The sequence below is a fragment of the Pseudomonas sp. Xaverov 83 genome, assembly GCF_019352905.1.
Lineage (GTDB): Bacteria > Pseudomonadota > Gammaproteobacteria > Pseudomonadales > Pseudomonadaceae > Aquipseudomonas > Aquipseudomonas yamanorum.
The window spans coordinates 709,730-724,857 of sequence record NZ_JAAAFU010000075.1; the positions used below are offsets into that span (position 1 = coordinate 709,730).

At 61.3% G+C, this 15,128-nt stretch carries 15 protein-coding genes; 10 read left to right on the forward strand and 5 right to left on the reverse strand.

Annotation, left to right across the window (positions count from 1 at the left end; genetic code table 11):
- Positions 1–14 precede the first annotated feature (14 nt).
- The 5 genes from K0H47_RS24565 (at position 15) to fdhA (ending at position 6,467) form a co-directional block, all read left to right on the forward strand.
- A complete protein-coding gene (locus K0H47_RS24565; RefSeq protein ID WP_003209187.1) occupies positions 15–317 on the forward strand; it encodes a sarcosine oxidase subunit delta in 303 nt (100 codons plus the stop codon).
- Positions 314–3,331 (forward strand): sarcosine oxidase subunit alpha, encoded by a 3,018-nt coding sequence (locus K0H47_RS24570; RefSeq protein WP_219273767.1) that lies wholly within the window; start codon positions 314–316, stop codon positions 3,329–3,331. Before K0H47_RS24565 ends, K0H47_RS24570 begins: the two co-directional genes overlap by 4 nt.
- A 132-nt stretch (positions 3,332–3,463) precedes the next feature.
- Complete coding sequence (locus K0H47_RS24575) at positions 3,464–4,096, forward strand: sarcosine oxidase subunit gamma (protein WP_219273768.1); 633 nt, start codon at positions 3,464–3,466, stop codon at positions 4,094–4,096.
- A 120-nt stretch (positions 4,097–4,216) separates the two neighbouring features.
- Entirely contained in the window at positions 4,217–5,074 is an 858-nt protein-coding gene (gene purU, locus K0H47_RS24580) for a formyltetrahydrofolate deformylase (protein WP_003209192.1), read from the forward strand.
- Between the two features lie 193 nt (positions 5,075–5,267).
- Positions 5,268–6,467 carry a formaldehyde dehydrogenase, glutathione-independent gene (fdhA, locus tag K0H47_RS24585; protein ID WP_003209194.1) on the forward strand — a complete coding sequence of 400 codons (1,200 nt, stop codon included), beginning with the start codon at positions 5,268–5,270 and terminating at the stop codon, positions 6,465–6,467.
- A gap of 65 nt (positions 6,468–6,532) precedes the next feature.
- Here fdhA and K0H47_RS24590 read toward each other — a convergent pair whose 3' ends face one another.
- From K0H47_RS24590 to K0H47_RS24605, 4 genes are all read right to left on the reverse strand, one after another.
- The gene (locus tag K0H47_RS24590; protein ID WP_063026662.1) at positions 6,533–6,991 is read right to left on the reverse strand and encodes an anti-sigma factor domain-containing protein; all 459 of its coding nucleotides are present in this window, start codon (positions 6,989–6,991) and stop codon (positions 6,533–6,535) included.
- A gap of 124 nt (positions 6,992–7,115) precedes the next feature.
- The gene (locus K0H47_RS24595) at positions 7,116–7,637 is read right to left on the reverse strand and encodes a hypothetical protein (RefSeq protein ID WP_177025569.1); all 522 of its coding nucleotides are present in this window, start codon (positions 7,635–7,637) and stop codon (positions 7,116–7,118) included.
- 236 nt (positions 7,638–7,873) lie between these two features.
- Entirely contained in the window at positions 7,874–8,551 is a 678-nt protein-coding gene (locus K0H47_RS24600; RefSeq protein ID WP_063026666.1) for an anti-sigma factor domain-containing protein, read from the reverse strand.
- Positions 8,548–9,183: a sigma-70 family RNA polymerase sigma factor gene (locus K0H47_RS24605; RefSeq protein WP_242488309.1), complete on the reverse strand. Its 636-nt coding sequence runs from the start codon at positions 9,181–9,183 to the stop codon at positions 8,548–8,550. Before K0H47_RS24605 ends, K0H47_RS24600 begins: the two co-directional genes overlap by 4 nt.
- 153 nt (positions 9,184–9,336) lie before the next feature.
- On the opposite strand from K0H47_RS24605, the gene K0H47_RS24610 reads away from it, so the two are divergent.
- A complete protein-coding gene (locus K0H47_RS24610; protein ID WP_017476413.1) occupies positions 9,337–9,906 on the forward strand; it encodes a DUF2780 domain-containing protein in 570 nt (189 codons plus the stop codon).
- On the opposite strand, the gene K0H47_RS24615 is transcribed toward K0H47_RS24610, so the two are convergent.
- On the reverse strand, positions 9,903–10,790 hold the full coding sequence (locus K0H47_RS24615) for an acyltransferase (protein WP_177025568.1): 888 nt from the start codon (positions 10,788–10,790) through the stop codon (positions 9,903–9,905). The genes K0H47_RS24610 and K0H47_RS24615 overlap by 4 nt on opposite strands.
- A 172-nt stretch (positions 10,791–10,962) precedes the next feature.
- Here K0H47_RS24615 and K0H47_RS24620 point away from each other — a divergent pair, with 172 nt between their 5' ends.
- The 4 genes from K0H47_RS24620 to creD are packed head-to-tail and all read left to right on the forward strand — an operon-like array spanning position 10,963 to position 14,982.
- Positions 10,963–11,463: an ATP-dependent zinc protease gene (locus K0H47_RS24620; RefSeq protein ID WP_063026672.1), complete on the forward strand. Its 501-nt coding sequence runs from the start codon at positions 10,963–10,965 to the stop codon at positions 11,461–11,463.
- A gap of 9 nt (positions 11,464–11,472) precedes the next feature.
- On the forward strand, positions 11,473–12,141 hold the full coding sequence (gene creB, locus K0H47_RS24625) for a two-component system response regulator CreB (protein WP_017476410.1): 669 nt from the start codon (positions 11,473–11,475) through the stop codon (positions 12,139–12,141).
- A complete protein-coding gene (gene creC, locus K0H47_RS24630; RefSeq protein WP_219273769.1) occupies positions 12,141–13,580 on the forward strand; it encodes a two-component system sensor histidine kinase CreC in 1,440 nt (479 codons plus the stop codon). The genes creB and creC overlap by 1 nt, the downstream gene beginning before the upstream one ends.
- A 52-nt stretch (positions 13,581–13,632) precedes the next feature.
- Positions 13,633–14,982, forward strand: coding sequence for a cell envelope integrity protein CreD (creD, locus tag K0H47_RS24635; protein ID WP_093204293.1), 1,350 nt, complete (start codon positions 13,633–13,635; stop codon positions 14,980–14,982).
- The last annotated feature ends 146 nt before the right edge of the window (positions 14,983–15,128 follow it).

Here is a 15,128-nt window from a genome sequence, read left to right on the forward strand (position 1 = left end):
AGGAGAAATTCCCTATGTTGCATATCTTCTGTCCTCACTGTGGCGAACTGCGCTCCGAAGAGGAATTCCACGCGTCCGGCCAAGCGCACATCCCGCGCCCGCTGGACCCGAACACCTGCACCGACGAGGAGTGGGGCGACTACATGTTCTTCCGCGACAACCCGCGCGGCCTGCACCACGAACTGTGGATTCACGCCGCCGGTTGCCGCCAGTATTTCAACGCGACCCGCGACACCGTGACCTACGAAATTCTTGAAACCTACAAGATTGGCACCAAGCCGCAATTCACCGCCAAGGCTTCTGGAGAGAAGGTATGAGCCAGATCAATCGCCTGTCCAACGGTGGCCGCATCGACCGTAACAAAGCCCTGAGCTTTACCTTCAACGGCCAGAGCTACAAAGGCTTTGAGGGCGACACATTGGCCGCTGCATTGCTGGCCAACGGCGTCGACATCATCGGTCGCAGCTTCAAGTATTCCCGCCCGCGCGGCATCTTTGCCGCCGGTGCCGAAGAGCCGAACGCGGTGCTGCAGATCGGCGCCACCGAAGCCACGCAAATCCCTAACGTGCGCGCCACGCAACAGGCGCTGTACCAGGGTTTGGTTGCCACCAGCACCAACGGCTGGCCGAGCGTGAATAACGACATGATGGGCATTCTTGGCAAGGTCGGCGGCAAGCTGATGCCGCCGGGTTTCTACTACAAAACCTTCATGTACCCGCAATCGTTCTGGATGACTTACGAGAAGTACATCCGCAAGGCTGCCGGTCTTGGCCGCTCGCCGACCGAGAACGATCCGGACACCTATGACTACATGAACCGTCATTGCGACGTGCTGATTGTGGGCGCTGGCCCTGCCGGCCTGTCCGCTGCATTGGCCGCTGCCCGCAGTGGCGCCCGGGTGATCATCGCGGACGAGCAGGAAGAGTTCGGCGGCTCCTTGCTGGATTCCCGCGAAAGCCTCGATGGCAAGCCGGCGGCCGAGTGGGTTGCCAGTGTTATTGCGGAACTGAAATCCCTGCCGGACGTGGTGGTGCTGCCTCGCGCCACCGTCAACGGTTACCACGACCATAACTTCCTGACCATTCACGAGCGCCTCACCGACCACCTCGGTGACCGTGCGCCGATCGGCCAGGTGCGTCAGCGTATCCACCGGGTTCGCGCCAAGCGTGTGGTGCTGGCGACCGGCGCGTGTGAACGTCCGCTGGTGTACGGCAACAACGACGTGCCGGGCAACATGCTGGCCGGTGCGGTCTCGACTTATGTGCGCCGCTACGGCGTGGCACCGGGCAAAAAACTGGTGCTGTCGACCAACAACGATCACGCCTACCGCGTGGCGCTGGACTGGTTTGACGCCGGTCTTTCCGTAGTAGCTGTGGCGGATGCGCGTCATAACCCACGCGGCGCACTGGTTGAAGAAGCTCGCGCCAAAGGCATTCGCATCCTCACCGGCAGCGCCGTAATCGAAGCCCGTGGCAGCAAGCACGTCACTGGCGCCCGCGTGGCCGCCATCGATGTCAAAGCCCATAAAGTCACCAGCCCCGGCGAATGGCTGGACTGCGACCTGGTCGCCAGTTCCGGCGGTTATAGCCCGGTGGTTCACCTGGCCTCGCACCTGGGCGGCAAGCCGACCTGGCGTGAAGACATCCTCGGTTTTGTGCCGGGCGAAGCACCGCAAAAACGCGTGTGCGTCGGTGGAATCAATGGCGTCTATGGCCTCGGCGATTCCCTGGCTGACGGTTTTGAAGGTGGCGTGCGCGCCGCCAGCGAAGCCGGGTTTGCGCCGGTGGAAGGGACGCTGCCCAAAGCCTTGAGCCGTCTGGAAGAGCCGACCCTGGCGCTGTTCCAGGTGCCTCACGAGAAAGCCACCGCACGGGCGCCGAAGCAATTTGTCGACCTGCAAAACGACGTCACCGCGGCCGCCATCGAACTCGCCACCCGCGAAGGTTTCGAGTCGGTGGAGCACGTCAAACGCTACACCGCACTGGGCTTCGGCACCGACCAGGGCAAGCTCGGCAACGTCAACGGCCTGGCCATCGCGGCCCGTTCGCTGAACGTGACCATCCCGCAGATGGGCACCACCATGTTCCGTCCCAACTACACGCCGGTGACCTTCGGCGCGGTAGCGGGCCGCCACTGTGGGCACATCTTCGAGCCGGTGCGCTACACCGCGCTGCAAGCCTGGCACGTGAAAAACGGCGCCGAGTTTGAAGACGTCGGCCAGTGGAAACGCCCATGGTACTTCCCGCGCAACGGTGAAGACCTGCACGCCGCCGTGAAACGCGAATGCCTGGCGGTGCGCGACAGCGTCGGCCTGCTGGATGCGTCCACCCTCGGCAAGATCGACATTCAGGGCCCGGATGCCCGCGAGTTCCTCAACCGCATCTACAGCAACGCCTGGACCAAGCTCGACGTGGGCAAGGCCCGCTACGGCCTGATGTGCAAGGAAGACGGCATGGTCTTCGACGACGGCGTCACCGCTTGTCTGGCCGACAACCACTTCCTGATGACCACCACCACCGGCGGCGCGGCGCGCGTACTCCAGTGGCTGGAAATCTACCAACAGACTGAGTGGCCAGACCTCAAGGTGTACTTCACCTCGGTCACCGACCACTGGGCAACCATGACCTTGTCCGGCCCCAACAGCCGTAAGCTGTTGAGCGAAGTCACCGACATCGACCTGGACAAGGACGGCTTCCCGTTCATGACCTGGAAAGAAGGCCTGGTGGGCGGCGTGCCGGCGCGGGTGTTCCGGATTTCGTTTACCGGTGAGCTGTCGTACGAAGTCAACGTGCAGGCCGACTACGCCATGGGCGTGCTCGAGAAAATCGTCGAGGCTGGCAAAAAGTACAACCTGACGCCATACGGCACCGAAACCATGCACGTGCTGCGGGCCGAGAAGGGCTTCATCATCGTCGGCCAGGATACCGACGGGTCGATGACCCCGGACGACCTGAACATGGGCTGGTGTGTAGGCCGCACCAAACCGTTCTCGTGGATCGGCTGGCGCGGGATGAATCGCGAAGATTGCGTGCGTGAAGACCGCAAGCAACTGGTGGGCCTGAAGCCGATTGATCCGAACGTGTGGCTGCCGGAAGGCGCGCAGTTGGTGTTCGACGCCAAGCAGACGATTCCGATGAAGATGGTCGGCCACGTCACCTCCAGTTATGCCCACAACTCCCTCGGCTATTCGTTTGCCATGGGCGTGGTGAAGGGCGGCTTGAAACGCATCGGCGAGCGGGTGTTTGCACCGTTGGCGGATGGCAGCGTGATCGAGGCGGAGATTGTTTCTTCGGTGTTCTTTGACCCTAAAGGCGATCGCCAGAACATCTGACAGACCGAGTCGCCTGCATCGCAGGCAAGCCAGCTCCCACAGTTGGAATGCATTCCCCTGTGGGAGCCGGGCTTGCCCGCGATGAGGCCAGAACAGTCACCGCAAGACCTACAGAATTCAAACAGGTGCTTTATGACAGCAGCCAATGTTTACCAGCAACGCCCCACCTCCGGAGCCAAGGCCGAGTCGTCGCTGCACCATGCCGACCTCGCCAGCCTGGTAGGCAAGGGTCGCAAGAACGCCGGCGTGACCGTGCGCGAAAAGAAACTCCTCGGCCACTTGACCATTCGTGGCGATGGCCACGACGCAGCCTTCGCCGCCGGCGTGCACAAGGCTCTGGGCATCGAATTGCCCGGCGCCCTGGCAGTGATCGTCAAGGGTGAAACCAGCCTGCAATGGCTCGGCCCGGATGAGTGGCTGCTGGTGGTGCCGAGCGGTGAAGAATTCGCCGCCGAAAAAAGTTTGCGCGAGGCACTGGGCGATTTGCATATCCAGATCGTCAACGTCAGCGGCGGCCAGCAGATCCTCGAACTCAGCGGCCCCAACGTGCGGGATGTGCTGATGAAGTCCACCAGCTACGACGTGCACCCCGACAGCTTCCCGGTAGGCAAGGCGGTGGGCACGGTGTTCGCCAAGTCGCAACTGGTGATTCGCCATACCGCTGAAGACACCTGGGAGCTGGTGATTCGTCGCAGCTTCTCGGATTACTGGTGGCTGTGGTTGCAGGATGCGGCGGCTGAGTATGGTTTAAGCGTCCAGGCCTGATCTTTCCCACGCTCCGCGTGGGAATGCATCCCGGGACGCTCCGCGTCCCAAGAGCGGACGCAGAGCGTCCATTGCGGCGTTCCCACGCAGAGCGTGGGAACGATCAAGGAGTCACGAATAATGAGCCGCGTACCCGATACATGGATTTTGACCGCCGACTGCCCCAGCGTGCTCGGCACGGTGGACGCGGTGACCCGCTATCTGTTCGAGCAGGGCTGCTACGTCACCGAACACCACTCCTTCGATGACCGGCTTTCGGGCCGTTTCTTCATCCGCGTGGAGTTTCGCCAGCCTGACGGTTTTGATGAACAAGCCTTCCGCGACGGCCTGGCCACTCGCGGCGAGGCGTTCGGCATGATCTTCGAACTGACCGCGCCGAACTACCGGCCGAAAGTGGTGATCATGGTCTCCAAGGCCGATCACTGCCTCAACGATTTACTCTACCGCCAGCGCATCGGCCAACTGTCGATGGACGTGGTCGCCGTGGTCTCCAACCACCCCGACCTCAAGCCCCTGGCTGACTGGCACCAGATTCCCTATTACCACTTTCCCCTGGACCCTAACGACAAGCCGTCGCAAGAGCGCCAGGTGTGGCAGGTGATCGAAGAGTCCGGCGCCGAGCTGGTGATCCTTGCGCGCTACATGCAAGTGCTGTCGCCGGAGCTGTGCCGCAAGCTCGACGGTAAAGCCATCAACATCCACCACTCCCTGCTGCCTGGTTTCAAGGGCGCCAAGCCGTATCACCAGGCCTACAACAAGGGCGTGAAACTGGTGGGCGCCACCGCGCACTACATCAACAACGATTTGGATGAAGGCCCGATCATCGCCCAGGGCGTGGAGGTGGTGGACCACAGTCACTATCCGGAAGATTTGATTGCCAAGGGACGGGATATCGAAGGCCTGACCCTGGCACGGGCCGTGGGGTATCACATTGAGCGGCGGGTGTTTTTGAACGCCAATCGGACAGTGGTGCTCTGATGGACGCCTTCGCGAGCAAGCCCGCTCCCACATTCGACCGCATTTCAAAGGTAGAACTCGGTCAACTGTGGGAGCGGGCTTGCTCGCGAAGAGGCCATCGCTAACAACGCAAAACAGCATCTGTACCCGAGCACTTAAACGCGCTGCCTGCCTGGGCAACGCGGTTCCATAAAAACAACAGCGAGGTGAAAGCATGTCTGGTAATCGTGGTGTCGTGTATCTCGGCAACGGCAAGGTCGAAGTACAGAAAATCGACTATCCCAAAATGCAGGACCCCCGTGGCAGGAAGATTGAGCACGGCGTCATCCTGCGCGTGGTCTCCACCAACATCTGCGGCTCCGACCAACACATGGTGCGCGGCCGCACCACTGCCCAGACCGGCCTGGTCCTGGGCCACGAAATCACCGGCGAAGTGATCGAGAAGGGCAGCGACGTCGAGAACCTGAAAATCGGCGACCTGGTGTCGGTGCCGTTCAACGTGGCGTGCGGCCGTTGCCGCTCCTGCAAGGAGCAGCACACCGGCGTGTGCCTGACCGTCAACCCGGCCCGTGCCGGTGGCGCCTATGGCTATGTGGACATGGGCGACTGGACCGGCGGCCAGGCCGAATACGTCCTGGTGCCTTACGCCGACTTCAACCTGCTGAAACTGCCGGACCGCGACAAGGCCATGGAGAAAATCCGCGACCTGACGTGCCTCTCCGACATCCTGCCCACCGGCTACCACGGCGCAGTCACTGCGGGCGTTGGCCCGGGCAGCACGGTCTACATCGCCGGTGCCGGTCCGGTGGGCCTGGCGGCTGCCGCTTCCGCTCGCCTGCTGGGCGCCGCAGTGGTCATCATCGGCGACGTCAACCCGATTCGCCTGGCCCACGCCAAGGCCCAGGGTTTTGAAATTGCCGACCTGTCGAAAGACACCCCGCTGCACGAACAGATCGCTGCGTTGCTGGGCGAACCGGAAGTGGATTGCGCCGTCGATGCCGTGGGTTTCGAAGCGCGCGGCCATGGCCATGAAGGGGCCAAGGCGGAGGCTCCGGCCACCGTACTCAACTCGTTGATGGGCGTGGTGCGGGTGGCTGGCAAAATCGGTATCCCGGGCCTGTACGTGACCGAAGACCCGGGTGCCGTGGATGCTGCCGCGAAAATGGGCAGCCTGAGCATTCGTTTCGGCCTGGGCTGGGCCAAGTCCCACAGCTTCCACACCGGGCAAACCCCAGTGATGAAGTACAACCGCCAGCTGATGCAGGCGATCATGTGGGACCGTATCAACATTGCCGATATCGTCGGTGTGGAAGTCATCAGCCTGGATGACGCACCACGCGGGTACGGCGAGTTCGATGCGGGCGTGCCGAAGAAGTTTGTGATCGATCCGCACAAGTTGTTCAGCGCGGCTTAAATCGCGGGCAAATAAAAAGGCGACCTCAGGGTCGCCTTTTTTGCATCTGCGGTTGGGTGGGAGAATCAGCGAATCGCCAAAGCCCCCTGATACACCGTTGGCCCCGTTGGCTGCTTGCTCACCGAGCCGCCCTTGGTTTCCGAGCTGACCATCAGCGTCACCGGCTTGCTGATCGACGCCTGCTGGCGAGGGTTGATGCCGATAATGCCTTTGCCGTCTTCCGGCAACAGGCCCAGTGACACCGGCGTACCGTCAGCCGGAACCGCCCACAGCTCCAGGCTTTGGTCCGGGGCCGGTGCCGTGGCGGCAATCGGCTGCACTTCGAGGTAATCCTTGTGGGCCACGATTTGCGTGGCCGGTTGCTGGGTAGTGTTCACCAGCAGTGCGGCAGCCTTGACGCTGTCCTGGGTGTAGAGGGCGCCGCCGACGCCCGCAACTACCACCAAACAGGCGCCGATGAACAGGCGTGGGCGGTTCCAGAATGAAGGCTTGTGCTCAATCACTTGGGGGTTGATCGCAGTCATTAGGCTCTTCCTGACATGTTTTGTAGTCTTTCATGGACCTAGTTAACGGCGATCGGTTCCTCATCCGTCGTATTGAGCCTTGGGGCTGCGTGATGTCAATTGGCCCCGAACCGCGGAACGAGCGTCAATGGTGCTTGGGTGGGAGGACCAGTTCCTTGTACGTGAATGCGCATTGTTTTTCCGGATGCTGCTCGGTGGAATCTGCATAGCAGTATTGGACCTCCTTGGCTTTTTTGTAGGCCCCGGCCTTGGCTTTGCTTTCATCCGTTTTCGACTCATCCACCCATTTTGTCCCCGGCACGGGTGCCCAGCCTTTGAAGGAGTACAGCGTCATCCTCAAAAAGTCGAACCAGCCTTCACCCTCGTAGTCGCAGGACACTACGTACGCATTTCCTTCTGAGCTGATATCCCGGTAAAGCGCCCCCGTGAAGTGGAGCTTTTTGAGCAGGTTTTCATCGCCAAAGGGGTTCTCTCCCACCCAGACGCCCTTATGAGGGCCGGGGGCATAAAAAATATCCCACGGCCCCCATGGCTCTTCCTGTTTGATACTTGCCTTGGGCGGGCACATGGCAATCTCATCTGCCAGGGCATTGCCCGCAAGGGTCGAAAGTACCAGTGCGCTCAGCGCGATGTTCATCAGCTTCATGTCGTACTCCCTTACGTGATAGGAGCCTTCATGGTGGGCGTGTGGACGCGTTGCAGATACTGTCAAATTTGACAGCGGGGTAGATCAAGTTCGGATTAAAAAAAGAGGGGTTATTTCAAAAGGGCAATCCACTGTAGGAGCGAGCGTGGTCGCGAAAAACCTGAGGGCGCCGTGGGCTTTCAGGTTTCCCGCGTTATCGATGACGACCTTCGCGAACAAGCTCGCTCCTACAGGAATTAGAGTGAGGCCAACTGGCCTTGATACAACACCGGCCCCGTCGGTTGTCCGGTTGGCGAGCCACCCTGAGGCTCAAGACTCACCGCCAGGGTCAACGGTGCCGTCAGCAGCGCCTGGTGTTCTTTGCTCAACTGGATCCGGCCTTTACCCGACACCGGCAACAACCCCAGGGAGATCGGTTTGCCGCCTGCCGGGATTGCCCACAGTTCCAGCGCGCGGGTCGGCTCCACCGCCGCCAGGGTCAGCGGTTCCACCTGCAGATGATCGTCATACGCCTGAATCTTCAGCGCAGGCTGTTGATTGGCCGCCACCAGCGTAGCGTTGTACTCCACCCCGAGGTCGCGCTGGTACAACACTCCCACCAACACCGCGATCACTACGCCGCATGCCGCTACCAGCAACCGCAGGTTCATCCAGAATGGCCTCTTCGCTGGCATATGCAGCACTTGCGGCTCTATGCGGGCCTTGATCCCTTCCCACACATGGTCCGGCACTGGCCTTTCAGGTAACGGCCCGGTGAGGCTGGCGAGGGCGTCCTGCCAGTGTCCCAGCTCGACGCGCAGGGCGGCATCGTCCAGCAGCAGCGCTTCAAAACGTCGACGGGCGGTGGCGGGCATCAACCCGATGGCGTAATCCGCCGCGAGGGCGCGGCGCAGGGACGTGGTCTGGTAGTTCATGATTCAAGACACCTGCGCAAGCGCTCCATGCCGCGGCGAATCCAGGATTTGACCGAGCCCAGGGGCGCAGCCAGGTGGTCGGCCAACTCCGAGCAGGACAAGCCCTGGAAGTAAGCCACGGTGATCGATTGACGCTGCATGCCTTCTAGGCTGTCGAGGCAGCGGTTCAGGGCGTGGGCTTCGCGCTCGCTGTCGAGCTGTTCGTGGGCGCTGGGGCTTTCGTCGGTCATGGCGTCTTGCTGGCCGTCGCTCAAGGGCTGTTCGCGGTGTTTGCGCAACTGATCGATCGCCAGGTTGCGGGTGATGTTAATCATCCAGGTCAAGGGCGCCGACAGATGGGCCTCATAGCGCGAGGCGTTGAACCAGATGCGCACGAAGCTCTCCTGTAACACTTCCTCGGCCAAGTCCTGGCGGCCCATGAAACGCAGGGCAATACCGTGCAAACGCGGGGAAACACTGCGGTAGAGCGTTTCGAACGCCTGGCGGTTACCCAGGGAGCACTGGGCCAGCAATTGCCGTAGCTGATCTGCATCGTGGGTCGAAATAGGGCTTCTCCAGGCACGTGCAACAGGGCGATGGGACGGCAGACGGTAAAGACGGCAGGCTGAGGTTAGTCCAGCTTGGGTATTCATTCCATCAACCTCCGTGCGGTTCGTGATGGATATACGCAGCGCAGAGCGGTTCGGATGCAGTGGTTTTCTGAACTAATCTGTGAGGTGGGAACAATCTTTCGTAACACCCAGTCAAACTACTGCTTTTAGCGCTTACTTTCAGAGGTTGTCTTGATGAAGATTTCACGCGGTTTTGCCCTGTCCTGCCTGTTGACCGTGGCGGCCAGCCCGGTGTTTGCGGCAGGTTTCAGCCTCGGCGATGTAGCCAATGCCGTTTCGGGCGCACAGGGTGGCGACAAGGCAGCAGCGGCTGCGCCGACCTCACAGACCGCCGGCTTGCTGGGCGCCCTGACCTCGCAATTGAACGTGACGCCGGAGCAGGCTGTCGGCGGTACCGGCGCAATGCTGGGCCTGGCCAAGAATAAATTGGGCGGCGGTGATTACTCGCAACTGACCAAAAGCGTACCAGGCCTGGACAAGCTCTCCGGCAGCAACTCCCTGGGCAGCCTCGGCGCCCTGAGCGGCATGCTCGGCCAGAGCGGCGGCAGCAAGACCTCGGGTCTGGATGGCGTATTGGGTAACGTGAAGAACACCAACGACCTGAACACCGCGTTCAGCGCACTGGGCATGGACAGTGGGATGGTTGGCCAGTTTGCGCCGGTTATCCTGAAATACCTGGGCGGCCAAGGCGCCAGCGAGTCGGTGCTGGGCAAACTGGCTTCGGCCTGGGGCACTGGCGGCTAAGACCGCTCCGCGCGCAGTTGGGCGATGCGCGCATCCTTCTCCATCCAGAGCTGGTTGACCCAGTTCTGGACGGTCTGGCGAAACGCCGGATCGTTCTCGTAATCCCCTTGCCACAACGCCGGATCCAGCTCACGGGTGCGGATATCCACGATCACCTTCGGCACCGCGCCACTGATCAAATCCCAGAAGCCCGGAATGTTTTCCTGTGGATAAACCACGGTGACGTCGAGCACCGCATCCAACTGTTCACCCAACGCCGCGAGCACGAACGCCACGCCTCCCGCCTTGGGCTTGAGCAGACGCTCGAAGGGTGAATCCTGCTGTTTGCGCTTGGCCGGGGTGAACCGCGTGCCTTCCAGGTAATTCACCACCGTGACCGGCTGGCGCTTGAACAGCTCGCAGGCCTCCTTGGTGATTTTCAGGTCCTGCCCTGCCAACTCAGGGTGCTTGGCCAGGAACGCCTTGGTGTAGCGCTTCATGAACGGGTAATCCAGTGCCCACCACGCCAGGCCCAGGAAGGGTACCCAGATCAGTTCCTTTTTCAGGAAGAACTTGAAGAACGGCGTGCGTCGGTTGAGGGCCTGGATCAAAGCGGGGATGTCGACCCAGGATTGGTGGTTGCTGATCACCAGATAAGACGTGTCACCCCGCAGGTCCTCGCCACCGCGAATATCCCATTGGGTGGGGATGCACAGGGCGAAGATCAGCTTGTCGATCTCGGCCCAGGTTTCGGCGATCCACATGACCGCCCAGGAGGCATAGTCGCGAAAGCGACCGGGCGCCACCAGTTTGAGCAGGGCAAACACCATCAGCGGTCCGAACAGCACCAAAGTGTTGAGCAATAGCAGCAATGTGACGAAACAGCCGGTGAGCAGGCGGCGCATAAGTAACTCTTGGAATCATTTTGGCCCGCCATGATAAGCAGCTTGGGTCTAGAGGCCAAATCGCAAATAAGCTTACGAATGTTTCACAGCGGGCTGGGTATGCTCTGTGATCTAACTAAGCGGCGATTTTGCAGTCTAGAATTGGCCCATCTATTTCAAGGAAACCTCCTACGTGAAATCCATCCTTGCCCTACTAGCGCTCGTGGCCTTGCCTGTCATGGCCGCTGAGCCGACCCTTTACGGTCGCTACGAATACATTCAACTGCCGGAAATCGGCGAGACCTTCAAGGCCAAGATGGACACCGGCGCGCTGACCGCCTCGCTGTCGGCCCGGGACATCGAGACCTTCACCCGTGATGGTGACGACTGGGTGCGCTTCCGCCTCGGCGGCAAGGACGCCAGCAACAAGGTGTACGAGCACAAGGTCTCGCGCATCAGCAAAATCAAAAGCCGCGCCGACGAAGATGACGACAAGGACGAAGCCACGGTGGCCAAGCGCCCGGTGATCGACCTGGAAATGTGCCTGGGCAACGTCAAGCGTACCGTCGAGGTCAACCTCACGGACCGCAGCAGCTTCAACTACCCGCTGCTGATCGGCGCCAAGGCCCTGCGTGAATTCGGCGCTGCGGTAAACCCGGCTCGCCGTTACACTGCGGACAAACCGGACTGCTGACGGACCACCATGGCGCATATCCTGATTGTCGAAGACGAAGCGGCCATCGCCGATACGCTGATTTTCGCCCTGCAAGGCGAAGGCTTCACCACCACCTGGCTGAGCCTCGGCCAGGCGGCGCTGACCCATCAGCGGCAGACACCGGCGGACCTGATCATCCTCGACATCGGCCTGCCGGATATCACCGGCTTTGAAACCTGCAAGCAACTGCGGCGCTTCAGTGAAGTACCGGTGATGTTCCTCAGCGCCCGAGACGGCGAGATCGACCGCGTGGTGGGCCTGGAGATCGGTGCTGACGACTATGTGGTCAAGCCGTTCAGCCCGCGTGAAGTGGCGGCGCGGGTACGGGCGATCCTCAAGCGGGTTGGCCCCGGTGTTGCTCCGGCGGTGTTCCAGGTGGACCTGGAGCGCATGCAGATCAGTTATCGCGGCCAGCCTCTTAACCTTACGCGCCATGAATTTCGCTTGCTGCAAAGCCTGTTGGAGCAACCCGAGCGGGTGTTCAGCCGCGAGCAACTGCTGGATGCGGTGGGCGTGGCGGCCGATGCAGGGTACGAGCGCAACATCGACAGCCATATCAAAAGCGTTCGCAGCAAATTGCGTACGGTGGCGCCCGAGTCTGAGCCGATCCAGACCCATCGCGGCCTTGGCTACAGCTACAGCCCGGGCAACAGCTGATGCGCCTGGGGATCCGGTTCTTCCTGGTCTATGCGCTGTTTATCGGCCTGACCGGCTACTTCGTACTCAGCACCGTGATGAAGGAAATCCGCCCCGGTGTGCGCCAGTCCACCGAGGAAACCCTGGTGGACACCGCCAACCTGCTGGCGGAAATCCTGCGCAGCGATGTGAAGAACGGCACCCTCGGCCAGAGCCACTGGCCCGAACTGCTCAAGGCCTACGGCGAGCGTCAGCCCGGCGCAAATATCTGGGGCCTGCCGAAAAACCAGGTCAACCACCGCATCTACGTCACCGACGCCAAGGGCATCGTATTGCTGGACTCCACCGGCGAGGCAGTGGGCGAGGACTATTCGAAGTGGAACGACGTGTACCTGACCCTGCGCGGCGAATACGGCGCCCGTTCGACCCGCAGCGAACTGGACGACCCGGCCTCGTCGGTGATGCACGTCGGCGCGCCAATCCGCGATAACGGGCAGATCATCGGAGTGGTCACCGTGGCCAAGCCCAACAGCTCGCTGCAGCCGTATGTGGACCGCACCGAAGACCGGCTGCTGTGGTACGGCGCCGGGCTGGTGGGCCTGGGCTTGCTGTTCGGTGCGCTGCTGTCGTGGTGGTTGAGTGTTGCGCTGCGCCGGCTCACGGCGTATGCCCAGGCGGTGAGTGAAGGCCGGCGTGCCGAGTTGCCGCACTATCGCGGCGGTGAGCTGGAACAGTTGTCCACCGCCGTGGAACACATGCGCACCCAGCTGGAAGGCAAGGCGTACGTCGAGCGTTATGTGCACACCCTGACCCACGAGCTGAAAAGTCCATTGGCGGCGATTCGCGGGGCGGCGGAGCTGTTGCAGGGCGACATGTCCCGGGATCAGCAGCAGCGTTTCGTGGGCAATATCGACAGCGAAAGTGCGCGCTTGCAGCAATTGATCGAACGCCTGCTGAACCTGGCGCAGGTGGAGCAGCGCCAGGGCCTTGAAGACCAGAGCAGCCTGTCGTTGGCAGCGTTGGTAGACGAAGTACTCAAGGCTCAATGCGCGCGCATCGAAGGCGCCGGGTTGCAGGTCCAGCAGGCGATTGCTGCGGATGTACAGGTGTACGGCGAGCCGTTCCTGCTGCGTCAGGCCCTGGGGAATCTGCTGGAAAACGCCCTGGATTTCACCCCGCCCGGTGGCACCTTGCGGTTCAGCGCCAAGGCTGTGAATGACGGCGTCGAATTCACCCTGTTCAATCAAGCCGAGCCGATTCCCGAATACGCCTTGCCGCGCCTCAGTGAGCGCTTCTATTCCCTGCCGCGCCCGGCCAGCGGGCGCAAGAGCACCGGCCTTGGGCTGAATTTTGTCGAAGAGGTGATGAAGCTGCACGGCGGCTCACTGCAGATCGGCAACGTGCCCGGCGGCGCGCAGGTAAAACTGCATCTCCACACAGTCTCCACATTCCCTTCATAAATCCCCCTTAAGCGCCCGCCAGACTCTCCCCCATCAAAACAGGGAGAGCTTCATGAACCGCAATCTGCTTTTCAAACTGGGCGCCATCGCGCTGCTGATCGTGCTGTTGTTGATTCCGTTGCTGATGATCCACGGGGTGATTACCGACCGTCAGCAATTGCGCGACGACGTCTTGCAGGATATCGCCCGCAGTTCCAGCTACAGCCAGCGCCTCAATGGCCCGGTGCTGGTGGTGCCTTATCGCAAGACTGTCCGGGAGTGGAAGCTCAATGAAAAGCTCAACGAACGCTATGAAGAAACCCGTGAGGTGCGCGGTCATCTGTATTTCCTGCCGGAGCAATTTGCCCTCGACGGGCAGGTGCAAACCGAAGTGCGCGCCCGGGGCATTTACCAAGCGCGGTTGTTCCACGCCGACAGCCGGATCAGCGGGCGGTTTGTGTTGCCGGAGCAGCTGGGCATCAAGGAACACTTTGCCGATTACCGCTTTGACCCGGCGTATCTGGCGGTGGGTATCAGCGACATTCGCGGCATCGAAAACGCGCTGAAGCTGGAGTTGGGCAGCCAGCAACTGGCGTTTTCGCCGGGCACCCAAGTGGCGTGGCTGGGGGAGGGTGTGCACGTGATGCTGCCCGAGCAGGACAGCCAGAAGCCGGCACCCTTTGACTTCGCCTTTGACCTGCGCCTGCAAGGCACCGAGCAACTGCAAGTGGTGCCGGTGGGCAAGACCAGCCAGGTCAAGCTGGCGTCCAACTGGCCGCACCCGAGCTTTATCGGCAACTTCCTGCCGACCCAGCGCGAGGTCACCGCACAAGGCTTCAGCGCCCATTGGCAGACCACATTTTTCTCCACCAATTTGGAAGAAGCACTCAGCAGTTGCCTGGCCGAGCGCGGCTGTGACGACTTCAACAGCCGCAGCTTCGGCGTGAGCTTTATCGACCCGGTGGACCAGTACCTCAAGAGTGACCGGGCGATCAAATATGCGCTGTTGTTTATCGCCCTGACGTTTGCCGGTTTCTTCCTGTTCGAGGTGCTCAAGAGCCTGGCGGTGCACCCGATCCAGTACGCGCTGGTGGGGTTTGCCCTGGCGTTTTTCTACCTGCTGTTGTTGTCGTTGTCCGAGCACATCGGGTTTGGTCCGGCGTACCTGATATCGGCGGCGGCCTGTGTGATGTTGATCGGGTTTTATGTCTGCCATGTACTGCGCAGCGTCGCCCATGGCCTGGGGTTTTCGGCAGCGTTGGCGGCGTTGTATGGCTTGCTGTACGGGTTGCTGAGTGCCGAGGATTACGCGTTGCTGATGGGCTCGTTGCTGCTGTTCGGGTTGCTGGGCACGGTGATGGTACTGACCCGCAAGCTGGATTGGTATGGCGTGGGCAAGCGCAAGGAGGTGGGTGATGAGTAGGTCGTTGGGGTTGCGGGAAGATCAGCAGGTAGGAGCAACGTTGATGATGCGGATCAACGCACTGTTTCCCGAAGCCCGGGAGCTTTTTGTGGCGAGGGAGCTTGCTCCCGCTGGAGTGCGAAGCGCTCCCAGGATTTTTGGGGCCG